This window comes from Chitinophaga sp. 05T412, from assembly GCF_056396465.1.
This window is the reverse complement of sequence record NZ_JBFTLN010000016.1, coordinates 43,925-66,901: the sequence shown is the minus strand read 5'-3', so window position 1 is coordinate 66,901 and position 22,977 is coordinate 43,925. Positions and strand designations below refer to the sequence as shown.

The following is a 22,977-nucleotide window of genomic DNA, read 5'->3' as shown; positions in this document are numbered from 1 at the left end:
ACTACTGGTACTGCGGATTCTGTTTGATATTATTATTGGTAATTTCCTGTGTAGGTATCAGCCAGGTTTGGTTGTACACGCCAATCGGCACACTCAGGGAACCCGGTCTCACGGCTTGTATACGCTGGAAGGTATTGGTACGTTTCAGATCAAACCAGGCATCACCTTCATTGGATAATTCCCATTTACGTTCCATCAACACGGCATCACGGAATTGGTCTTTGCTCAGGTTTTTCAGATCCGGAACATCGGTGGTACTGTTCTTATCCATTCTGGCTCGCCAGCGGATTTTGTTGATATACTGATATGCCTGTGCCGGGCCATTGGCCTCATTTTCCGCTTCTGCCGCAATCAGGTACATTTCTGCCAAACGCAGTATCGGAAAGGAGTACGGCACTTTGGCGTTAGAAGGCCCAATGTTCTGATCAATGGTAGTGAGATCTACGAATTTGGCAAAAAACGCCGGCAAGGTGCCTCCTGCGGGCGATGGATAATTGATTCTGATGCCCCATGCTTTACGTTGATCGCCAGCTGCAAAGCTATTGACAAACCAGGTGGCAGGCAGCAAAATCGGCACATAACCTGGCGCTGGCGAGGCTTGTCCATGCAAAGGGTTGCTCTGCCGGCCGGGGATATATTGTTTCTCCCAGATCGACTCACTGGTGTAAGCTACATTATGAAATACATCTGCATAATTATCTTTCAGGCTAAACTTACCGGCGCCTATTACCGCCAATGCTTTGTCTCTTGCCTTTACATAATTTTCCGTTTTGTTGAGCGGATTGCCAGCCATGGTCAGGTATACTTTTGCCAGCATCGCCGTAGCCACCAGTTTGTATGCGCGTCCTTGTTGTGGCGCCACGTCTGGCAAATTTGCTTCAGCATAGGTGAGGTMATTGAGCACCTGCGTGTATACGTCGGCCTGTGGCGTGCGGGGCAACTGTACATCCTGATAGTTGCTGGCAGCCTTTAATGGTAACGGCACATCTCCGAACATTTGCACGAGATAGAAAAATGCGTAGCCCCGCAGGAACCGGGCTTCTGCTTCCAGTTGTGTTTTCTTCGCATCGGCCAATGGTGCTGCCGGTAATTTCTCTAAAATGAAATTGGCATTCTTTACCATGGAAAACGGTATGCTCCACGCATAACCGGAAGAATAGAAATTAGCCGACGGCTGATTTTGATAAATCGGTAACACCTGCTCTGCTGGTTGCGGTGTTCCATAGATATCAGAAAACATTTCATTCAGCTCTGTTACATTCAGCGGCAGCCCGTCGTAGGTACCTATTACAGCCGATTCATAACTATCCGGGCTCTTAAAATAAGCATCGGGACTAATGGAAGAACGCGGACTTTCTTCCAACATTTTTTTACAGGACGGCAACCCAAAAATAGCCGGGCATAATATGCAGACAAGTATTAATAATCTCTTTTTCATCTCTCAACATTTACAATGTTAAAAATTAACTTTAGCGCCTACCGTAATGGATTTGGTAGAAGGATAGTTTCCTCTGTCCCAGCCATTCACCGTAGGAACGGCCCAGGATACTTCCGGATCATAGCCGGAGTAGTTGGTGAGTGTTAACCAGTTTTGCGCACTCACGTACACGCGGATAGACGCCACTTTTGCAAACAACAATTGTTTGGCGTTGAAAGTATAGCCGAGGGTAATGTCGCGCAAACGCAGATAGGAACCATCTTCCACCCATAAGCTGTTGGCGTAATCACGGATGGAGTTACCACTGGTAGCAGAAGGTTTATCAACAGTATTGCTGGTACCGGGTCCTCTCCAACGCTGATCAAACGCCGCTTGCGTAGGCGTCCATTTACCATTCATGGTAATATTGTATTTACGGAATTCATTCACAATGTCATTTCCATAAGATCCCACGAAGAGCAGCGACAGGTCAAAGTTTTTGTAAGAGAAATTATTGTTGAAGCCAAAAGTAAATTTAGGTTCCAGGTGAGAGATCACGGTGCGGTCGTCGGCATCGTTTACCGTGCCTTTACCATCCCAGTTTTTGAATTTGTAGTCACCCGCATGTTTGGATGGTTCGCCATTGTCAATCGCTTCCTGATCGGTTTGGTATACGCCGGTGACGGTGTAGCCATACAGCTGCATCATGGACTGTCCTACGATGGTGGGGAACCAGTTACCGCCAGCACCAATTTCCTTGTAGGTAATTTCTTTGCCTTGTGCATCTTTGCCCAGGTCCAGCACTTTGGTGCGGTTGCTGGTGAAAGTCAGCGCAGATTCCCATTTGAAAGGGCCGGTGAGGTTGCGGGTGTTTACCTGGAATTCAAAGCCTTTGTTACCTACCACACCAACGTTTTGTATCACATCGTTGTAACCGCTGGAGGAAGGCAGGCTGACCATCAAGAGCAGGTCGCTGGTACGTTTGTTATAATAATCTGCTGTAATCGTCACACGATCCTTAAACAGGCTCAGGTCAAAGCCGGCATCAAACTGCCGGGTAGTTTCCCATTTCAGCCCATTGTTTTCCAATGAAGACGGAATGAATCCGTTGTACTGGGTATTGTTAAAAACAACCGCCTTAGCACTCATACTCGCCAGTGTCTGATACGGGTTGATGGCCTGATTACCGGCAGCACCATAACTAACACGCAGCTTCAGATTGGATATCTGGGAACTGTTTTTCAGGAACTCCTCCTGCGACACATTCCAGCTCAACGCAGCAGATGGGAAGAAAGCGAACTTATTGTTTTTACCAAATTTTGAAGAGCCATCATACCTGCCGGTTACGGTAGCATAATATTTCCCTTTATAATTGTAGTTCACCCTGCCGAGGTATGAAATCAGTTTATAATCCCAGTAGTCCGTATTGGGCTGTGCGGGTACCACCGCTGCACCTAAGTTATTATTCTTATAGAGATCCGTGATAAAACCGGTGGCATCGCCCGTTTTCAGCTCATCGTAGGTAGTTTGCTGGTAGGTGATCCCTCCTACTGCATCAATGGTATGTTCCCCAAAAGTTTTGTTATAGCTCAGGGTATTTTCATTAATGAAAGTCAGGTTATTGCTATAGTTCCTTCTGGCTACGCCGGAAATAGGATTGCCATCTTTATCTGTACCGCGGCCAATAGTAATGGTACCGGGTGCATAGTAGTCTTCCTTCACGTCGTTCTTATCAATGCCGGCAGAGAGCTTCAGCAGCAGGCCCGGAATAATTTTATAGTTCAGCGCTACGTTACCGATGATACGGGTAGCATTAGATGGCTGATACAATTCTTTGGAGATGCCTACCGGGTTGGATTCTCCCCAGGGTACACCGGTAAAGCGGGTGTAGGAGCCATCGGGATTATACACGGATTGCGTAGCCGGGATCACCATGGTAGTCCAGGGCACTCCGCCACCACCTTCAGCACCTACGTATTGCGCCTGTGCATATCTGGATTGTTGCATGGACACATTGGACGTCAGATTAAAGTGGTCGGTGATCACCTGGTCCAGGTTCGTTCTGAAAGAGATTCTTCTGAATGAAGAGTTTTCAATAATTCCATCCTGATTGAAGTAACCGAAGGAAGTAAAGTACTTTGTGGTTTCATTACCACCGGAAATGGAGATGTTATGATCCTGCACGGGTGCTTTGCGATACACGAGATTTTGCCAATCGGTGCCTTTGCCGCTGAGAGAATCTATCTGCGCCGTGGTCCACGGTAATGGGGTGCCATCATTTTTTGCCACTTCATTTTGCAGGGTAGCAAAATCGTGGGCATTGATCAGGTCCATTTTTTTACGGAGCTGTTGCGTACCGTAGTAGCCGCTGTAGCTCACGCGGGCCTTACCTGTTTTGCCGCGTTTGGTGGTGATGAGGATAACGCCGTTAGCACCGCGGGAGCCGTAGATGGCGGTGGCAGAAGCATCCTTCAGCACTTCGAGTCGTTCGATATCATCGGGATTCAATTGCGAACTTACGTCGTCCAGTGGCAATCCGTCTACTACGTAGAGTGGGTTGCTGCTGGCGCCGATAGACGTGGTACCTCTTACTTTGATGCGCATAAATTCGCCGGGCTGGCCGGAGGCCTGATTTACCTGCACACCTGCCACATGGCCTTGTAAAGCCTGTGATACGTTGGATACCGCATTTACCTGCGTCAGGTCCTCTGCCTTCACAGAGGAAATAGCGCCGGTGATATCAGATTTTTTAGTCGCGCCATATCCAACAATTACGATATCATTTAGGGAGCTGGAAGACGTTTTTAAAATGATCTGCAGGTTGGTCAGGTCTTTATCTACGGTTACCTTCTGTTCATAGGTAGTGTAGCCAATAAAGGTTACCCGCAGGGTGTAGCTGCCGGGAGCTACGCCGGTGATATTAAAGGCGCCTCTGGCATCTGTGAGGGCGCCTTTGGCGCCGGGAAGCAGGGTAACGGTGGCATTCTCCACCGGTTGTCCTTTTTCATCGAGTACTTTACCGCTGATGGTTTGTGTGGTCGCCGCGATAGCTGGTTGCGGCCTGCTGCTTTCTTTCACCACAATAATTCTGTGTCTGACTTCGCAGGTAAATGGTTGGTCTTTGACAATGAGACGKAGCACATCTGTCAGCGGCATATTTTTAATATCCAGGGCAATCGGGTGTGCTTTTTTAAGCAGGGCAGCATCATATACGAAGGCGTATCCTGTTTGATCCTTGATGCGGTCAAACACCTGTTCTACGGGTAGGGCATTTCCTTTCAGCGTCACCGACTGGGAAAATGTTTTGGCACTTACCTGTAATAGCGTTAATAAAAGAAGACTTGCAGTCAATTTCATAACCAGGAATATTTGTCTGGGTCGCCTGATGGCGGACAGCGGAATTTTGATAATGGAGTGTGGTTCCATACTTTTGTAGTGTTTGGATGTGCTAAATTTCAGTTAGTCAATGCGTGGCTGCGAAAGGGGCCATCCGAATAATTTGACCGGGAGTGTTGCAAGCGCTTCCGGTTTTTTATGCGGCGCCCATATAAGTGTTTATGTTATCATATATGGTTGATATTTTAAATGGTCAAGGATTACGCTTATGGTTGGACAATGATTTTTCGGTTGACTATTTCGAAATGTACTTTACCGGTGGCCTGCAGGGCATCCAGCAGTACGCTGATATCTTCTGTTTTAGGAATGATGCCGGAGAGTTTTACCTGATCAATTCCCTCTCTATAGACCACTTCCACATCGTACCACCGGCATAGCTGTCGCATAATATCTTTGATTCCCGCTTCGCGGAACCTGAATTCTCCGTTTTTCCAGGCTAATATATCTTTGAAATCTGCCGGTCCCATTTTAAAAGCCTGTTGACCATGCAGCAGGCTGGCGCGTTGTCCGGGTTGGATCATTACGCTATCGCGTCCATTGCTGGCAGCAACGGAGCCTTCGAGCAGGGAGGTATTCACGGCATTCTCATCTTCATAGGCCATAATATTGAATTTGGTACCCARCACTTTTACGCGCATCTCCTCATGACCGGATATTACTTTCACGATGAACGGCACTTTTTTTCCCTGGTTGTTGAGGAATGGTTTTACTTCAAAGTATCCTTCTCCATTCAGTGTTACTTCGCGGCTGTTGTTGGTGAAAGTTGTGGGGAACCGTAGGGCGGAAGCAGCGTTGAGCCACACTTCCGTACCATCTGGCAGAGTCACCTGGTATTGACCGCCGCGGGGCGTACGAATCGTGTTATAGGCGATGGCAGCAGGCGCATCGTTGGTGGCTTTGTAGGCCAGCGCACCGTTGTTCAGTTTAATCACTTTGGTTCCTCCCTGTTGGCTGAGCATACCGTTGCCGGCGTTGTCCAGCAGGATGCTGTCGCCATTGGCGAGCAAAAGAACTGCTTTGTTTCCGCCGGGAATAATGTTGTTGGGATGACTGTTAGCGATGGCGGTATTTTGTTTGTCGGGTGTTTGTTTTCGGGAGAAGAACAACAGCCAGGAGGCGCCCGCCAATCCGATTAACAGCCCGATGCCGGCGGCTATTCTTTTAGTATAAAAAGCAACGGAGCGGGCTTTCAGCGGCATTTCTTTTCGCAACGTTTGTTGCAACCGCTGTTGGATGCGATCACGGATTTTCCCGCGCAAGGCCCGCTCCTCCGCTGGAATGTCTATACTTTCATCATCAAAAGCATAGTACCAGTTGTTGACCAACTGTTGTTCTTCCACACTTGCTTTGCCTGCCAGGTAGTTGTCGATGGCTTGTTGTAAATCCTGCATAAATGCCCGTTATACTATATAAGTGATCCGGGCTGGAAAAAATACCTATCTGCAGGAAAAAATATTTTAAAAAAGAAAAGTAAAGCAGGAATGAATCAGGTGTTTCATCTTATGGCGAAGATGTGTGATGGCTTTATTCAGTTGATTATCCACGGTTTTGTGGCTGATTCCCATCACTTCGGCTATTTCGCGGGAGCTCATGCCGTTTTGCCGGCTATAGCGGAATACTACGCGGCATTTTTCAGGGAGGTTATTTACTTCGTCGTGTACCAGTTGTAAGATGTGCCGGTAGTGGAGTTGTTCTTCCATATCACCTTCACAAAGCTCCGGGTGTTCCAGGGTTTGCTGGTATTTGCTTCCGTAGGCTTTCTTCCTGAAATGCGCGAGTGTCATATATTTCACGGCGGCCGCCAGGTAGTGCCGCAGGGAATCTGCTGCCAGTTTTTTGCGGTTACGCCAAATGCTGGCGAATACATCATGCACAATATCCTCTGCTGCCGGCAGGTCTTTTAAACGGTTAAAAGCCAGGCCCAGCAACATTTCCCAATAACGGTCGTATAAAGCAGTAAAGGCCGCTTCATTATCTTCCGCCATCAGCAATATCAGTTCCTCATCACTGAGTGGATGCACTCCCCTTGACATACAGCTAATATTATTCTTGAAAAAACGTGGCATTGCGTAACCTTCCCAGGTGTGTAGAGCAGGTATATGATTCACTCTCTGTTGGAAATATAAAGATAAACTCCGCATTCCCCGGCGGAAAAAGCGTGGTTGCGAAAAAAATATCGGTAAAAAATAAAATTATATCGGCCTGAGCTGCCAACAGTTAGCGGGTTTGCTTATCAAGGGTCTACCGAACGCTTATTTGCTTACCTTAAAGTGATTAATATTTTCATCCAATATGAACCTGAAATATCTTTTATGCGCCGGCATGTTTTTCTTCACCACGGCTACACATGCGCAGGAAGCGACTAAACTTCGTATTGACCCCGCCACCGCCATGGGGGGAGCCGCTTCCTCCCTGATAACAGCTATTTCGTTTATCCTTTTGGAATCTACTCCTGAAAGTATTGTAGGCATGATCCAACGGCTGGAAGTCACGCCGCAATATTATATTATACTCGACTTTACGGTAAAAGCCATTTTCATTTTTGACAAAACAGGAAAGTTTCATACAAAAATTAAAGCCCGGGCCATCAGCACCAACCCTAATTATGCCCCCTATCACCTCTGGTATGATAAAGCGCAACAATTAATTGGTGTTACCGGTGAAGGCAACGTGGTTTACTTTAATACAGATGGGAAACTCATCAGGAAAAGAAAACTAACGCCTTACGACTATCAAAAAAAATATCTGGAAGCTGGGAAAACAGTGGCCACCTGCTACGGCGCAGATAAACGTAATAAGGACTCCCTGGCTTACCAGGTAGTGGTGATGAACGATACCGGTATTGTGCAACAGTTTCTTCCCTACAACTTCCGGTCGGCCACCATTCCCAATACAGATCTGTTATACAGTAATCAAACGTCGTTCTATCCATATAACGACAGCAGCATGCTCTATGTGCGGCCTTACGACTTCAATATCTATCAGCTCAGCGCGCATGCATTTCATCCGGTGTACCGGTTTGTATTTCCGATGGCCAATACCCTTCCCGGTGATTTTTTTACGGATAGTACCCTCTACGGCAAGCGTATACGTTATTTACAAAATAACCAGCAGCTTTATTATGGACTGGATAATATCGCCAAAATAGGCAACAACTTATTTTTCCGGCCCGACAGAAAAGGTGGTTATATCTACAACCTGAAGTCAGGCCGTTTGATTGGCATCGATAAAATTACGCCGGATGATCGCACGCACTTCCTCTTTTTAACGGATCACCTGGCAGGTGGCACGGAATTTCCAAACTATGGTTTTCTGGCACAGGATGGAGATACCCTTTACACCAACTGCTCTTCCCTGACTTTGTTCCAGCAAAAGGAAGCAAATGTTGATAAGCATCCGGTGTATCCGCCGGCGCTGGCGAAATACCTGGAGGATAATAAAAATAAAAAGGGCAACCCGGTGATCATTAAAGTAAAATTTGCAGATAGCTTTTAGCAGTTAATACTTCTTTCCATGAAAAAAAGTTATTCAGCGTACCTGCTGATTTTTGTCTTTTTAATGGCGAATCATGCTAATGCCCAGGCAAAGTACAAAGGCGGCGCCAAACATGCCCCCCTGACTGCTGCCATGCTCCCTGACGCCGGTAACTATAATATTCACCAGGTGGTATCCGGCGCGTTGGATGATAGTTTACATAAAACGATGGAAAAGCTATTTGCGGTTACGCATATGCCGGGCATCACCGCGGCCATGCTGATACCTGGCAAAGGCATCTGGCGTATCGACAGCGGCTTTACCGCTATGGACCGTCAACAGCGGGTAGATAGCTCCTCCGTATTTTACTGGGCCAGCGTGTGTAAGTTGATCACAGGTACTATTATCACCGCTCTGATAGCCGAAAACAAGCTAACAGCCGATAGCCGATTATCCCAATGGTTTCCGGAGGTGCAAGATGCGGATAAAATAACGATTACCGCGTTACTGCAACATACCAGTGGCATTTACAGCTTCAATGCCGATTCGTTTTTTCATGTGCATCCCCGTTATTATACCCCCACGGAATTGCTCACGCTGGCCATGTCGAAAAAAAATGATTTTCCTCCGGGACAGTACTGGTCGTACAGCAATACGGGTTATCTGTTATTGGCCCAGATTGCGGAAAAAATTGAAGGAAAAACATATGCGGACATCGTGCAACAACGCATTGCCATCCCCCTACAACTCCCTTCCCTGCGGGCATTGGCGCCGCAGGAGCTTCCTGCTAATCTGGCACTGGCCCATAACAAAGGGCAGGTAGTGACAACAGACTACTCCACCCCACTGGGCGCCGGCAATATTGTGGGTAATGCCAGGGACCTGGTGGTTTTCCTCGCGGCTTTATTCACTGGTCAACTTCAACCACACGCCATTACGTACGACCGTTTCCGTGACTTATACCCTATGTATGATAAAGGCACCTATTATGGTAAAGGAGTGATGCTGTTTGATTTTAATGAGATCAGTCATACCAATGACTACTGGCTGGGGCATAGCGGCGGCACCGAAAACTACCGCGCTATCCTGCTGTATGATACCGCTACCAGGGCCTTTGTGGCGATAGCCGTGAATGAACACATCCCGGTAGAAGCCATTGCCCGGAAAATGCTGGAGCAAATCCGGTAGCCTCCGTGCACAAACGTTTCTTTCGTGTGACTTCCTGCGATTCCCTTCTTCCTAAATAATAGGGTAAGAACAAGTATATTTATTACCGATAAAATATACCTATGGGATTATTTAGCTGGTTATTCCAATCGCCACCCAACATTACTATTGATCACCCCCGATTTGGGCGGATGACTTTCTATCATTCCAGATGGGCCATGTTAACTGGCTCCAGCTGGTGTGAATACTATTTTGAACCTATAAAAACAAAGATAACACTTAGCTTTTCGACTGACCGGCGCGGGCCAACTCCTTTGCAAGAGGATGCTGAAAAAACGTTGGAAGACCGCTATAATGCCCTCACGCCTGACATTGCCGCCCGCATACGCACAATACCTGTTGATGAGGGAGAAGAAAACTTCACCTTCGATGACTTCTCCCAAGACTTTCTTTTAACCGGCATACATATAGCAGTCACTAAACACGAATCTGTTACCTGCGAACTGACCTTTGAATCAGCACTTGCCAAAGGCTATTATTTTGTAGCCGTATATGAAGACTGGGATTTAAAAGAAGTATCGGTGGCTGAGTAGTAACCAGCACCCTGATAAAAGAAAGTAAACTCTTTAATGTATATTCACGGCCTGTAGCCACCTATATATCAAATGAAAGTATATACCTTATCCCGTTCCAAAAAATATATTATTATCATTTTCATGCTGCTTGTTATTGCTGTTACGGTAGGAGCATTAGCACAGTGGCTGATATTCAGCTACGATACCACTACCGCCTACTGGGCGTTTCCGCTGGCATTACTCCTGACAGGTTTCTGTATCTGGCAGATTCAGGAGGCGCGCGTCTCTCAACTGGTGATAGGCCCGGACTACGTCCGGGAAGACAGTGCAATACGTTCCAGGGAATTGCTGCTTCACGAAATAAAAGGATATCAAAAAGATGTAAATGGTATTTTATTGATTCCTTTTTCTGCTGATCAGAAAAAAATAAAAATACCCCATTTCATATCCGGTTATCCGGATATTTGTTATTGGGTTTATGCGCGTTACCCTGATGTTGATTTGCAGAAAGAAGAGATAGCTCAACAACAACAGGCAATTGACAAACGCTATGGATTAGAAAAGGAGGACCCTGTGGCGCAACAGAAAAAAGCGGTCTTAATGGCGAGGATATTGAATACCATTGCCATCCTCGTATCTATTGCTTCCTGTTTTGCGTTCCGGCAATCCTGGTGTTTGTATACGCTGCCCATTACAATCCTGATACCGTGGATAGCGATGGCAGGCATCCATTATTACAAGGGACTTTTCACTATTAACAGGAAGGAAGGAATCTCTTTACGATTAGAATGGTCTTTGGTGGCTCCTTCTCTGGCATTGGCCACCTTCATTTTTCACCCCCTCAACATACCCGATTACACGCCAGTATGGATACCATTGGCTGTTATTACACTGGTTACCGGGGTTACATTATGGCGATTAGTGATGCCCTCCATACGCACCTATACTAAACGTTATCAGACGCGTTTTTTGGCAACCTATTTTTTGGTGATTCCCATGTATGCGTACGGCACCATCCTTACATTAAATTGCGGCTTCGATAATAGTGAACCTCATGCCTACGAAAGCCTGGTAACAGACAAAAGCATGAGTGGCGGTGAATATACCATTTATTACCTGCAAGTAGCTCCATGGGGGCCCGTAGCAAAAAATACGAAAGTAACTGTACCCAAAGAGTTATACGATCAAACAAAGGTAAAGGAGACCATCACCATTTATCTAAAAAAAGGGCTGCTCAATATTCCGTGGTATGTAGCAGCCAAAAAGATATAACGCAGTCCCCCTGCGAAACGCGGGGGACTCCTTTTCAGGTTAATAATTTACCTCTATCAACACCGGCTCCCCCATTACTTTCATAAATAATTGCTCGTTCAGCAAATCTTTGATCGACCTGACAATAAAATCAGGGGCATAACCAAAATGCGCCAGGTCATCTTCATGCGTCACGCCGGATAAAGTGAGTATGGTAGTGAATCCCATAGAGCCTGCACCTAAGATATCTGTACCCATTGTATCGCCAATCATCACCGTTTCATCCGTAGTAAGTCCGAGCACTTTCCTGGCCATACGCATCATCACGGGACTGGGTTTACCCACGCTGAATGCTTTGATACCGCTGGCAGATTCCAACATGGCGACCAAGGCACCGCAGCCTGCCCGGTATTTACCGTCTCCCATGGGGCAATTGGGATCAAGATTAGTGGCAATTAATTTGGCGCCGTTCATAATCATATTAACGGCCTTATCCACAGATTCCAGCATAATAGTTCTGCCCTCTCCGATAATGACATAATCCGGCTGATCATCTACAATAGAATAACCGGCGTTGTATAACTCTGTGAGCAAGCCACCTTCGCCAATGACATAAGCGGTTCCGTTTTCTTTCCTGGAGGCCAGGTACCTGGCGGTAGCCATGGCACAGGTAAAGATATCTTCATCATTTACTTGAAAGCCCATCTTGTTCAGCTTGTAGCAAACATCCCTGCTGGTTCTCTGGCTATTATTGGTCAGAAAAAGGAAAGGAATCTCCTTCTTTTTTAAACCATTAATAAATTCTATGGCGCCCGGTATAGGTTCACTTCCTTTGTAGATTACACCGTCCATGTCGATAAGAAATCCCTTTTTTTTCATAGCAATTCGATATTGATGAATGTATATATTGAACAATAAAAAAACAACCATCATAAAAACTATGGAACGGATAAAGGCTGGAAGCTGCGTAGATGCAGCGGTGTATGAATTATAGATAGCGGGTTACACCTTAAAGATAATCATAAATTCCGGAAATGAAAATTGTAAACCTAATTTTTCCTTTTAAACATTTCCTGTTTTGGAAGATTTAATCAACAACATCGCCATTAATCCACCCAGGAAACCGAGACCGGCAGATAAACGCATTATTTTTCCGTAGGTATTAATAAATCCTTCGTGATATACTTTCATCACAGCGGCCTTTTGTGTGTTATCTAATGGTGATGGCGGCGCAGCATTTCCCAGGTTCACCGCCTCCGCTACAACAGCGGTTTTCTGTTCCGGAGGCAAGGATAACCCGGATATATCTTTTTGTATGGCCGTTGCAAAAAACAATACCGCCAGCGCGCCAAAAACAGCGTTGGCAAATACACTGGCAATACGCGTGATAGCGTTGTTCACACCCGATGCCGTGCCAGATAAATGACTACTCACCGCCCCCATCACCGTAGCCGTGAGTGGCGCCACGGTGAATGACATGCCCAATCCCAGCACCAGAATACCCGGAAAAAAAGTAGTCCAGTAGTCCACCGCGCCACGCGTTTGCTTCACAAACGACAACAGCAGCAATCCCACACCCGCCAGCGAGGGGCCAATGATCAGGAATAAACGCGGCCCATGTTTATCCGCTAAACTGCCMRCAAACCGCGCAATCGTAATCATCAATACGGTAAACGGCAAAAAAGTAAGTCCTGATTCCAACTGGCTGTATCCTTGCACCTGCACCATGTTCAGCGACAAGAACAACATGCCCACCCCCAGTCCGGCATACAGAAAAAATGTCAACAGATTAGCCCCCGTGAAAGTTAAGTTGGCAAACAAATGCAAAGGCAACATAGGATCTTTGCTTTTATACTCTACTATTACAAAGGCCACGAGCAGTATGATCCCGGCAATAACTGTACTGTATACTTTCACATCTCCCCAACCTGCTGACGGCATCCGGAGAAAACCAAACGTCAGTAAAGCCAGCCCCAGCGCAATGAGCACCGCCCCCGGAAAATCGAGCCCCTTTTGCGTATCCGCTTCCCGGCTCTCTTCCACCTTCCACGCCAGTAATACCAACGCCACCACGCCGAGTGGCACATTAATAAAAAAGATATAACGCCATAACCCCGCATCCGCCAATGCCCCACCTAATACCGGTCCTCCCATGGTGACCAGCGTAGTGGCGGCCGACCAGGTGCCAATGGCTTTTCCCCGCTCCTTTTCATTGATGCCGGAAGAAATCAGTGATAAGCTGCCCGGGATCATCAACGCCCCGCCAATGCCCTGTATCATCCGGAAAATAATCAGCGTGGTGGCACTGCCCGCCAAACCACAAATGGCAGACCCTCCGATAAAAATAAAAATCCCTATCATGAATATCTTCTTTCGCCCCAGCCTGTCGCCCAGCGTACCACCTATCAATATCAACGAAGCCAGCATCAGCAAATACGCGTTCAATACCCAGAACAGGTCTGCTCCGGAAGCGTTTAAGCTCTTTTGTAAAGCGGGTAATACCACATTCAATGCGGTACCATCAATAAAAGCCATGGCAGAGGCCAATATAGTGGTGACCATGATCCAGGTTCCTGCGGCGCTGCGAAGTGATACGGTCGTCATATGTTGGGGAGATAAGGATAACAAGTTAACATTCATTTATTCAAAATGTTCCCCGCACCTTCATTTATTTATGACACCATAATGGCTCCCATGAACTGTTGTAAAATAGGATTGGCGTTAGTGGTTTGCGCGTCATTAAACGTAGGTACGGCAGCGTTATCCTTGTTATCGGTGAACAGTGGCTGGCTCATAGCTTCCCGCACAGTTTTTTCTGCCAGTTGTGGATTGGCGTATTTAATGCGCATGCCTAAACGAAGTTTCAGCGAGTTGCCAAATTTCTTCCAGTTATCAGTGTTGCCTTTATAGTAGAAGTCGGCGTTGCCGTAGGATTCATCTATTGCGTTAATGTTTGCGATGGCGGCATCCAGGTCGGTGATCAGTTGTTTGTAAATCGCTTCCTGGCTGTCGTATACCGGCTTGTTATTTACTTCTGCGGCATCTTCTGTTGTTTTGGAAAACGGTACCGCGCCAAACAGATCGGTGAGTCGTTGCCATACAAATTTTAAGGTGTTACAGTGACCATTCTTCCATTTACCTGGAAATGCACCCAGCCGGTAGATTCCAGTATTTTCAGCACATCCACCAGCGGCATATTGCGGGGGATTTTACCAACAAATTGTTGGGTAATATGTCCTTCGTATTGAATATCCACGTCATACCAGCGGGATATTTCGCGCATCACATCGGTGATGCTGGCGTCTTCCAAATAGAACAGACCATTTTTCCAGGCCAGTACAGCGTCAAGGTCGGTCGGCTGCACCGCTATCTGCGGACTGTTTTCACGCAGTGCCGCCTGTTGACCGGGCGCCAGCAACGTTTGTTGCTGCCCGTTAGTAATGCTTACTTTACCTTGTACCAGCGTAGCCTTGCGCGTTGGTTCACCGGCATAGGCTTTTATGTTGAAAGCCGTGCCCAGCACGTCGATACGCATCGCCTCGGGGCCTGCTACTATCACCCGGAAATGTTTTGCGGCATCGGGGGCCACTTCGAAGTAGGCTTCTCCCGACAACTCCACTTCCCGCTCCTTACCAGCAAAAGCGGTAGGATAGCGCAGAGAGGAAGCGGCATTGAGCCATACTTTGGTACCATCCGGCAACACCACCTGGTATTCTCCTCCCCGTGGCGTGGTTATCCGGTTGAAAGCGATGCTACCAGGCTGTTTGCCGGTAGCTTCATAGCTGAGGGTACCAGCGGTATCTTTCCGTACCAGCGCATCGCCTTGCCGGGCCAGTGTTCCGTTTTTGGCGCTATCCAGTACGACCACGCTGCCATCTGATAATTCGAGGGTGGCTTTATTGCCTCCTGGCAAGGCGTTACTCTTGTAACGCGCTGCCAACGGAAGCTCCGTGGAATTTACAGTACGGGAATGATGCAGGAACCAGGCGATGCTTGTTCCCACCACTATCAAAATGGCTGCAGCCGCGGCAGCCCGGCGGACCCATCGTAACCGGATGGCGGAAGGAGCAACTGCTTGTTGCGTTGGATGAATCCGCTGCCACACATCGGCTAATGCAGCTTTTTGATCAATATCATAAAAACGTTGCAGGCCCGCTTCTATAGCAGGCCACGTTGTTTGAGTAGTATAAAATTGCCGGTGCTCTTCCGGCTGCTGTTGCAGCCATTGTTCCAGTTCCGCTGCTTCGGTACCTTCCAACGTGCCCTGCAACCTGCGAAATAACAGGTCGCCTATCCGCTGCATGGTAGCCAGCTGTTGCTGGTCCTTTGGTGATATTGGTGCTGACAAATGACGTTTATTTTAGCTCAAGGTACGGCGATCACTCCCTTTTTCCACTACTCACCGCTTTTACAGACCGCCGGATAATACTAAAACACGCTATCCACTACTTTGAACTAGTGATCCAAAAAAATAATGCTGACGCCACATTTTTAAAATAATTTCCCGGATTTTTTTTAGTTTAGCCCGTTAGTGACGCAGCGATGACTGCTTTAAAACCAGTTTAATGACAGAACAGCCCGAACTTACGGAAGATATTATTCCTTCGTTCCAGCAAGGAGAGCCAGCCGCCTTTAATGCTTTTTTCACACAGTATTACCGACCGCTTTGCTTTTTTGCGGAACAGTTACTGGGCGACATGGCGGAGGCGGAAGACATTGTGAAAGACAGTTATGTGAAGCTATGGAACAAACGTTCGGACTTTCATCATCCCAAAAGTATCAGAAGCTTTTTGTATACCACTACCCGCAACGCTTCCCTTAATTTTCTACGTCACCTGAAAGTGAAGAACAGCTTCCAGCAGGAAATGATTTATCTCGACGACAAAAAAGGCGATGAGCTGATCCTGCAACAAATGATCCGCACCGAGCTGTTACAATCGGTGTATCATGAAATAGAAAAGCTGCCGGAGAAGCGACAGCAAGTGTTCCGGATGATTTTCTTCGAAGGGTTAAAAAATGATGAGATCGCGGAGCGTTTAGGCATCTCCGTATTTACGGTGAAAGAACACAAGGCAAAAGCGTTGGCGCAGTTAAGACTTCGCTTCTCCGATCAGCAATTGTTATTGTTTATTTCTTTGATGGCGCTTAACAGCGGCGCCTGGCTGGTGAAAGCACAGGCGCTGCCTTCCTAAATTTCCGGTGTTGCTTCCAGATCGGTGACCAGGTTCAAACGCTGTATATTCTTTTTCTTAAAAACATCTAATACCACCTTAACCTTTGGATAAGGCGTTTCATTATCTGCCTTGATACAATACTTTAAATCCTTCAGTTTACTTTGTTGGGTAGCCATTGCATAATCCAACCATATAGCCAATTCATTATTGGTGGAATCAGCTGATACACCTGTTTCAATTACTGCATTTTTCCTCGCTTCCGGCGTCAGCGCAAGATATTCTTTCAGGTGTTTCATGTCTGTACCAACACTGGTGCCCAATACAAAATTGCGCTTCTCCGCTGCAGATAATCCCAGATGAAAATTTTTATCGATGTTAGCAATCAGCTCTTGCCGATAAGTTTGTCCGGGTAAATCAAAAAAGATGCGACCTTTCTTATCTACTGTTAGCAATATTACACTGGATTCCGGTAGTATTGTAGTGGTGATCGATGTTGGCGTAATGACCGATACCGGCTCGCTGGGTTTAAATTTAGTAGCAAGCATAAAAAAAGTCAGCAATAAAAAAGCAACATCTGTCATGGCAGTCATATCTACCAGCGTACTTTTACGGGCCATTTTAATTCTGGGCATAGCTTAGTTATTTTGGATGATATGGCATAAGTATCCCCTGTCAGCATAAACCTATGCTAATATGCAGCGAAATATTTATGACATTTCCTTACAGATGCACTGCCATAAAAAATCCATAAGCGTTTCTTATTTCCATAAAAAAAACGACGGCATCAACATGACGCCGCCGTTAAGCACATTTCCGAAAAAGGCTGTATTAAAATTCAATATCGTCTGCTACATTACCACCTTGTGCTGCGGCAAAAAGCTTTTCATATTTTTCTCTATACGCTGCCTGTCGTGCGTTATAGCCTTCAAAGTCGGCTGCAATATCCTGATGAATTTGTGCATTCCAGTTAGTCGCTGCCATCTGGAAATCTCCTAATGGAATACCGTAGTTATCAAGTATCCACTGTGCGCCATCTATACCATAATCGTAAGCCACTTGCCGGGCCACTTCCAGTTCTGCATAAAATGCCTGATCGGTTTTTATTCTGGTGGTATTATCGGCGCCTTCGGCAGATAGATTAGGCTGCAGGCTACTAAACTTCGGATGTTGATCGGCCTGACCGAAATACTGACCAAACAGGGTAACAACATGAAAGGTTCCGTCCTGTTTCATCCGTTCAGGCCAAAGCAGGTTTACTTCCTGCCATACGGGTAACTCTACACCCAATGCACTGGCTACCTGTTCTTCACTCAAGCCACTGCCCATTTTGGCGCAGGCAGCGCTGTAGTCTTCTAAACTAATACCGTGAATGGGTGCTAATAATGGATTCTCTGACATATAATTGATGTTTAGTAATGACCAATAGCGATATCTTTCAATAATCTTTCATAGAACTTTTCATTCTCCCCGGCCATATCCGGTACTATTTTATTCCACTCGTTAATCATGGCGCGATAGTATTGCTGGTGCAAATCAGGATTCCGGGGCTTCGTCCTCTCTGCCAGTTGGCGCAGATGAGCGGTGCGTTGTTCTGCCAGCGCACGGGCATCATGCAATACCATCCTGGCCGCAGTAGATGGCATAAATGTATTTTGCGTCTGACAAAACGGACAGCTCACATACGTGGCAATGAAAAACATTTTTGGGATGGTGATATTTCCGCCACATTGCTGACAATTGAATTTGTCTTTGATCGCTTCAAAAGCTGCCAGCTGTTCCTGGTAAGCAGTTTCCAGATCCCGCTCTCCGGCGGCTGTCTGCAGCTTTTCCATGGCTGCATGCAGTTTCTCTTCAAAAATATGATGCCGGTTAAAGCAGGCCATTCTGAACGTGTTTAACAGCTGATAATATTTACTGCCTTCGGCAGATGCGATAGGCGGAATAACGCCTTCCGCTGCATATATCAGGCCGTTGATTTTATCCTCTCTGGCTTCGTTGGCTTTGTTGCGGATCAGTGATAGTTGTCCCAGTAAACCCGATAATAAATGACCATGGGCACGCTTATAAGGATCTTTATCCTGCGCAAAAACCGCCTTCAGTTCCGGAATAGCCGCCGCACACATTTCCCCTACCCTGGCTTCGAGCTTATCCAAAAAAGCAAACCATCTTTGCTGTGTGTCATTTATCTCCGCTATCAGTGCAGGGTTATCATATTTTTTTCCAAATCCGAACATCTACTATGAATTGTTTTCTTTTTTGATGTGAATGCCATCCGTTAATGTGGTGTTCATGAACACAAACCCACAATACGCGCAGGCTGTTAGTCCATGCCGAAATGCCCTGCCGGCGCCACAACTGGGGCAATCGCGTGCATCCATGCCAGCGGGTTCCTGCTTTATCTCCCCACCATAGTGTTGTTGTTGCAGGGCAGTTTGTTTTAGTTTTTCAAGATAGGATTGTGTCCGTTTTTTTTCCTCTTCACTCATATCATAGTAATTTCAATAACGCTTCTTTCTTCACCGTATATTCGTTTCCGTTAATCAAACCAGCTTCAAAAACCTGTTTCAATTTTTGCAGTCGGCTGGTCACATCTTCCGGTGGGGGCCCAGGTTCTGTAGCAGCCGTTGTTTTCACCTGATTCAGAATAATTCCCATGGCCATCGCCTGTTGCGCCGCATTGGCCATCGCTGTATTTTCCTGCGACATGGCATTGGCCATACTGAACTGCGTGTATTTGTTCATGTCTGTTATCATATTCATACCCGTTGCTTTATCGTAATATTTCAATACCTCTTCCGGTAACGTAGCATTGGTGATAGTAAAGCTGGTGACCGCTAATCCGAAGTCGGAAAAGTAAGGCGCAATCAATGGTTGGATTTTTTCATTCAGCGCAGAAAGATTTCCTGCTACATCCACTACCGATATATTGGCAGTAGCCAATGCTTCCGCAAACCTGGAGGCTATAAAATCCCGTAATTGCCATTCCAGTTCCCGGATGCCCAACTGCGGACGCGTGCCGGCATATTCCCTGAAAAATTTGGCTACATCCGTTATACGGATATTGTAAGATCCGAATGCGCGGATTCTTACCTGCCCGAAGCTGGCGTCGCGCATCAATACGGGCGCTGGCGTTCCCCACTTCAGGTTTACAAACTGATGCGTATTAAAAAAATAGATGTCCGCCTTGAATGGACTTTGAAAACCATGTTGCCAGTTCTTCAAACGGGTGAGCACCGGAATATTCTGCGTATTCAGTACATACCTCCCCGCTGTGAAGATATCTGCCAGGCGGCCCTCATTCAGAAAAAGCACCGATTGACTTTCCCTGACTGTTAACTGCGCCCCGTCTTTGATCTCCTTGTCCTCATCCGGAAACTTCCACATCAACAAATCCTGATCAGGGGGCACCGATTCAATAATCTCAACAAATGGTATGGCCATGTTATCAGGGTTTAAACATGCAATTAATCAAATCATCACCGTGAATATAGGTTTGTCAGCATTACCTTTTTCTAAAAATGAAAATACCGGTTTCTATGTACTTCTCCAAGTTAAGATTTAAACAATTCTGTTCCGGCTCCCGGCAAACCATCCCCATTTTTTAACCTTGCTTAACATTACAGCAACCCTTGTTAACCTGTTTTCCTCCGCTATGCGCCTACCTTTCCCGCTCATTGCCCTTAAATACTACTGATGAAAAAGAGCTACTTACTGCTGCTATGCTGCTGTTTTATGATGGCGGCACATGCACAAAAAATTACCGGCACCCTGCTGGATAGTGTAGCGCAGCAACCCATAGCCGCCGCTACCATTACCTTGCTAAAACAAAAAGATTCTTCGCTGGTGTCCTTTACCATGAGTGACGCCAAAGGCCGCTTTGAAATCACCGGCATTCCACCCGGCACCTATCGCCTGCTGGTGACCCACGTAAAGTATCATTCATCGAGCCAGGAGCTACGCATAGCGGCAGACCATGCAGATCTCCATCTCCCCCCTATCCAGCTATACGACATTAACAGAACCCTGAAAGAAGTGGTGGTCAATGCGGAAGCGCCACCCGTAACACTGCTGGGCGATACCGTGCAATACAATGCCGGCTCCTTCAAAACCGTTCCCAACGCCAGCGTGGAACAGCTCCTGAAAAAAATGCCGGGTATACAGGTCAGCAAAGACGGAACCGTAAAAGCACAGGGACAAAAAGTAAAACGCATCCTCGTAGATGGAAAAGAATTCTTCGGTAACGATCCTAAAATCGCCACCAAAAACCTCCCCGCAGATGCGGTCGATAAAGTGCAGGTATATGATAAAATGAGTGATGCCGCGCAACTCACCGGCTTTGACGATGGCAACAGCGAAAAAACCATCAACCTGAAACTAAAGGACAATAAAAAGAAAGGCCTGTTTGGTAAGGCTACGGCTGGCGGCGGCACCCAGCAACGCTACGAAGGAAGATTTAATTTAAACGCCTTCAAAGGCAACCGCCAACTATCTGCCATCGGACTGGCCAACAACACCAATGCGGAAGGGTTTTCGTTTATGGACCTCATGAATTTCAACGGAGAACTAAGTCGCCTGCAACAAAGCGGCGCCACCAGTTTCACCGTCAATACCGATGATGCCGCCGGCATGATGATGAGTGGCGGTAACAACAATGGTCTCAAAACCATTATGGGGGGCGGTATTAACTACAATAACCTGCTCGGCAAAAAAACAGATTTCACGGGCAACTATTTCTTTAATCACTATCAGCCCCAACAGGAAAGCGATGTACAGCGCCAGTATTTTCTACCCGATTCTTCCTACTTATATCAGCAACATAATAATAGCCGGCAACGCAATAATACCCATCGCGCCAACGCGAGCGCCAATATCATGATCGACTCTTCTCAGTCGCTCAAAATCACTGCTGCCGGCGGCTACCAGGAAAACAACAGTAGCAATGAAAGCACTTACAAAACATGGGGCGGCGACCAGCGCTTATCAAATGAAGGCTTCAGCAATAGCACCTCTTCCGGAACAGGCAGTAATATCAGCAGTGATATCCTGTACCGGAAAAAGTTTGCCCGCAAAGGACGCACCTTTTCACTGGGGCTGCAAAGCAGCTTCAATAACAGCAGTAGCAGTGGCACCTTGCTCTCCGTGAATCATTTCTATCAACACAAGCCGGATGCCGATTCTATCTATCAGCAAAATAACAGTCACGGTAGTATGAAAAGCTACACGGCACGCGCCGTGTATACGGAACCGTTATTTAAACGCTCGCTGCTGGAATTCAGTGCTGGCAAAAGCAGCACTTATAATAAGGCCGACAAAACCACGTACGACTATGATCCATTAACCGGCCAGTTCGACCAACTGAATACCGCATTGACGAATAACTTTGAAAACACCTACGGCTATACGAATGCAGGACTGCGACTGCGTACCAAACGTAAAAAATTCGGACTGGCGCTCGGTCTCCAGTGGCAACAGGCCAGTCTGGAAGGAAAAATTATCGCCGGCAAAAAAGATTCTGTTATCTCTAAAACTTTTAACAACCTGCTACCTTCTCTGCGATTTAAATATGATTTCACCCGTTACCGCAATTTGAGCATTAACTACACCGCCATTACCAATCAACCGAACATATCACAACTTCAGCCCGTTCCGGATATCAGTGATCCACTAAACATCCGCGAAGGTAATCCTTACCTGAAGCAGGAATTGTCCCATCTGGCCCAGGTTAGCTTTGTGTCGGTAGATCCTTTCCGCAACAAACATCTTTTTGCTTTCTTTAACGTGCAGGAAACACAACATAAAATCGTGGACTACGATATAGTGGATTCATTGGGCATCCGGCATTCCCGCCCGGTAAATGTCAACGGTGTGTATAATATCACCGGCACCGTGAGCCTTAGTTTACCACTACGCATCATCCCTGGCAGCATTGAAATCAGCAGCAATGCAGGTTACAGCAAAATGAAGCAATTTATCAATACCGTCCCCAATCAGATTAATACGTTCACTTGTGGATCTACGGCACGATTTGAGCTTCATCCTACCAACAATTTAGATGTTTCCCTTAGCGCCGGCGGCAACTATTACCGCACCGTGTATTCTCTGCAAACCGCCCTGAACACGGGTTATTTCTCCCAACAATATGAAGGAGAAGTTAACTGGCAATTACCAGCTAAATATTATTTCTCCAGCAGCTTTACTTATCTGGTAAATAGTCGCCGTGCAGATGGATTTAATTCACAGGTCCCACTCTGGAATGCTTCTTTCAGCAAGCAATTCCTGCACTTCAACCGGGGAGAACTAAAGTTAAGCGCTGTAGATTTACTGAACAGGAATGTGGGAATTAATCGCAGTACCAATCAAAATTATATTGAAGACAGCCGTATCAAAAACCTGCAACGATTCTTTCAGCTGAGCTTTACGTATAGTCTTAGTAAAACCGGACTCACAACGGCAGCAGGTAGTGTGCGGGGATTTAAGATGATGCATTGAGGGGGAGCAGAAAGCAGAAAGCAGAAAGCAAAAA

The 22,977-nt window shown here is 46.6% G+C and carries 19 protein-coding genes; 6 read left to right on the top strand and 13 right to left on the bottom strand.

Annotated features, from left to right (window positions below):
* Window position 1: 1 nt before the first annotated feature.
* The 4 genes from AC1DFM_RS28000 to AC1DFM_RS27985 all read right to left on the bottom strand — a co-directional run bounded on the left by AC1DFM_RS28000 (window position 2) and on the right by AC1DFM_RS27985 (window position 6,846).
* Window positions 2-1,438, bottom strand: coding sequence for a RagB/SusD family nutrient uptake outer membrane protein (locus tag AC1DFM_RS28000; protein ID WP_477080080.1), 1,437 nt, complete (start codon window positions 1,436-1,438; stop codon window positions 2-4).
* 18 nt (window positions 1,439-1,456) lie between these two features.
* Entirely contained in the window at window positions 1,457-4,774 is a 3,318-nt protein-coding gene (locus tag AC1DFM_RS27995) for a TonB-dependent receptor (RefSeq protein ID WP_477080079.1), read from the bottom strand.
* Window positions 4,775-5,019: 245 nt separating this feature from the next.
* Window positions 5,020-6,204, bottom strand: a complete 1,185-nt coding sequence (locus AC1DFM_RS27990; protein WP_477080078.1) for a FecR family protein — start codon at window positions 6,202-6,204, stop codon at window positions 5,020-5,022.
* 66 nt (window positions 6,205-6,270) lie between these two features.
* Window positions 6,271-6,846, bottom strand: coding sequence for an RNA polymerase sigma factor (locus tag AC1DFM_RS27985; protein WP_477080077.1), 576 nt, complete (start codon window positions 6,844-6,846; stop codon window positions 6,271-6,273).
* Between the two features lie 259 nt (window positions 6,847-7,105).
* Between AC1DFM_RS27985 and AC1DFM_RS27980 the strand changes: the two genes are divergently transcribed.
* The 4 genes from AC1DFM_RS27980 (at window position 7,106) to AC1DFM_RS27965 (ending at window position 11,301) form a co-directional block, all read left to right on the top strand.
* A complete protein-coding gene (locus AC1DFM_RS27980; protein WP_477080076.1) occupies window positions 7,106-8,308 on the top strand; it encodes a 6-bladed beta-propeller in 1,203 nt (400 codons plus the stop codon).
* Window positions 8,309-8,326: 18 nt separating this feature from the next.
* The gene (locus AC1DFM_RS27975) at window positions 8,327-9,475 is read left to right on the top strand and encodes a serine hydrolase domain-containing protein (RefSeq protein ID WP_477080075.1); all 1,149 of its coding nucleotides are present in this window, start codon (window positions 8,327-8,329) and stop codon (window positions 9,473-9,475) included.
* A gap of 101 nt (window positions 9,476-9,576) precedes the next feature.
* Entirely contained in the window at window positions 9,577-10,047 is a 471-nt protein-coding gene (locus tag AC1DFM_RS27970) for a hypothetical protein (RefSeq protein WP_477080074.1), read from the top strand.
* 123 nt (window positions 10,048-10,170) lie between these two features.
* Window positions 10,171-11,301, top strand: coding sequence for a hypothetical protein (locus AC1DFM_RS27965; RefSeq protein ID WP_477080073.1), 1,131 nt, complete (start codon window positions 10,171-10,173; stop codon window positions 11,299-11,301).
* 39 nt (window positions 11,302-11,340) lie between these two features.
* Here the strand turns inward: AC1DFM_RS27965 and AC1DFM_RS27960 are convergent, their stop codons facing one another.
* The 4 genes from AC1DFM_RS27960 to AC1DFM_RS27945 form a co-directional block, all read right to left on the bottom strand.
* Window positions 11,341-12,159: an HAD-IIA family hydrolase gene (locus AC1DFM_RS27960; RefSeq protein ID WP_477080072.1), complete on the bottom strand. Its 819-nt coding sequence runs from the start codon at window positions 12,157-12,159 to the stop codon at window positions 11,341-11,343.
* A 183-nt stretch (window positions 12,160-12,342) separates the two neighbouring features.
* On the bottom strand, window positions 12,343-13,884 hold the full coding sequence (locus AC1DFM_RS27955; RefSeq protein WP_477080071.1) for a DHA2 family efflux MFS transporter permease subunit: 1,542 nt from the start codon (window positions 13,882-13,884) through the stop codon (window positions 12,343-12,345).
* A 68-nt stretch (window positions 13,885-13,952) separates the two neighbouring features.
* Window positions 13,953-14,435: a SusD/RagB family nutrient-binding outer membrane lipoprotein gene (locus AC1DFM_RS27950; RefSeq protein ID WP_477080316.1), complete on the bottom strand. Its 483-nt coding sequence runs from the start codon at window positions 14,433-14,435 to the stop codon at window positions 13,953-13,955.
* Window positions 14,387-15,628 carry a FecR family protein gene (locus tag AC1DFM_RS27945; RefSeq protein ID WP_477080070.1) on the bottom strand — a complete coding sequence of 414 codons (1,242 nt, stop codon included), beginning with the start codon at window positions 15,626-15,628 and terminating at the stop codon, window positions 14,387-14,389. Before AC1DFM_RS27945 ends, AC1DFM_RS27950 begins: the two co-directional genes overlap by 49 nt.
* A gap of 217 nt (window positions 15,629-15,845) precedes the next feature.
* Between AC1DFM_RS27945 and AC1DFM_RS27940 the strand changes: the two genes are divergently transcribed.
* Window positions 15,846-16,472, top strand: a complete 627-nt coding sequence (locus tag AC1DFM_RS27940) for an RNA polymerase sigma-70 factor (RefSeq protein WP_477080069.1) — start codon at window positions 15,846-15,848, stop codon at window positions 16,470-16,472.
* On the opposite strand, the gene AC1DFM_RS27935 is transcribed toward AC1DFM_RS27940, so the two are convergent.
* The 5 genes from AC1DFM_RS27935 to AC1DFM_RS27915 form a co-directional block, all read right to left on the bottom strand.
* A complete protein-coding gene (locus AC1DFM_RS27935) occupies window positions 16,469-17,086 on the bottom strand; it encodes an ExbD/TolR family protein (RefSeq protein WP_477080068.1) in 618 nt (205 codons plus the stop codon). The genes AC1DFM_RS27940 and AC1DFM_RS27935 overlap by 4 nt on opposite strands.
* A 196-nt stretch (window positions 17,087-17,282) precedes the next feature.
* Complete coding sequence (locus AC1DFM_RS27930; protein WP_477080067.1) at window positions 17,283-17,852, bottom strand: DUF6620 family protein; 570 nt, start codon at window positions 17,850-17,852, stop codon at window positions 17,283-17,285.
* Window positions 17,853-17,863: 11 nt separating this feature from the next.
* A complete protein-coding gene (locus AC1DFM_RS27925; protein ID WP_477080066.1) occupies window positions 17,864-18,688 on the bottom strand; it encodes a hypothetical protein in 825 nt (274 codons plus the stop codon).
* A gap of 3 nt (window positions 18,689-18,691) precedes the next feature.
* Window positions 18,692-18,940 carry a hypothetical protein gene (locus tag AC1DFM_RS27920; protein ID WP_477080065.1) on the bottom strand — a complete coding sequence of 83 codons (249 nt, stop codon included), beginning with the start codon at window positions 18,938-18,940 and terminating at the stop codon, window positions 18,692-18,694.
* Window position 18,941: 1 nt separating this feature from the next.
* Window positions 18,942-19,895 (bottom strand): SPFH domain-containing protein, encoded by a 954-nt coding sequence (locus AC1DFM_RS27915; RefSeq protein ID WP_477080064.1) that lies wholly within the window; start codon window positions 19,893-19,895, stop codon window positions 18,942-18,944.
* A 252-nt stretch (window positions 19,896-20,147) separates the two neighbouring features.
* On the opposite strand from AC1DFM_RS27915, the gene AC1DFM_RS27910 reads away from it, so the two are divergent.
* Window positions 20,148-22,943, top strand: a complete 2,796-nt coding sequence (locus AC1DFM_RS27910) for an outer membrane beta-barrel protein (protein WP_477080063.1) — start codon at window positions 20,148-20,150, stop codon at window positions 22,941-22,943.
* Window positions 22,944-22,977 lie beyond the last annotated feature (34 nt).

Coding starts and splice junctions, on each gene's coding strand:
- AC1DFM_RS27985 (WP_477080077.1), bottom strand. CDS start 6,846: ATGTCAAGGGGAGTGCATCCACTCAGTGATGAGGAACTGATATTGCTG.
- AC1DFM_RS27980 (WP_477080076.1), top strand. CDS start 7,106: ATGAACCTGAAATATCTTTTATGCGCCGGCATGTTTTTCTTCACCACG.
- AC1DFM_RS27975 (WP_477080075.1), top strand. CDS start 8,327: ATGAAAAAAAGTTATTCAGCGTACCTGCTGATTTTTGTCTTTTTAATG.
- AC1DFM_RS27970 (WP_477080074.1), top strand. CDS start 9,577: ATGGGATTATTTAGCTGGTTATTCCAATCGCCACCCAACATTACTATT.
- AC1DFM_RS27965 (WP_477080073.1), top strand. CDS start 10,171: ATGCTGCTTGTTATTGCTGTTACGGTAGGAGCATTAGCACAGTGGCTG.
- AC1DFM_RS27960 (WP_477080072.1), bottom strand. CDS start 12,159: ATGAAAAAAAAGGGATTTCTTATCGACATGGACGGTGTAATCTACAAA.
- AC1DFM_RS27940 (WP_477080069.1), top strand. CDS start 15,846: ATGACAGAACAGCCCGAACTTACGGAAGATATTATTCCTTCGTTCCAG.
- AC1DFM_RS27935 (WP_477080068.1), bottom strand. CDS start 17,086: ATGCCCAGAATTAAAATGGCCCGTAAAAGTACGCTGGTAGATATGACT.
- AC1DFM_RS27930 (WP_477080067.1), bottom strand. CDS start 17,852: ATGTCAGAGAATCCATTATTAGCACCCATTCACGGTATTAGTTTAGAA.
- AC1DFM_RS27925 (WP_477080066.1), bottom strand. CDS start 18,688: ATGTTCGGATTTGGAAAAAAATATGATAACCCTGCACTGATAGCGGAG.
- AC1DFM_RS27920 (WP_477080065.1), bottom strand. CDS start 18,940: ATGAGTGAAGAGGAAAAAAAACGGACACAATCCTATCTTGAAAAACTA.
- AC1DFM_RS27915 (WP_477080064.1), bottom strand. CDS start 19,895: ATGGCCATACCATTTGTTGAGATTATTGAATCGGTGCCCCCTGATCAG.
- AC1DFM_RS27910 (WP_477080063.1), top strand. CDS start 20,148: ATGAAAAAGAGCTACTTACTGCTGCTATGCTGCTGTTTTATGATGGCG.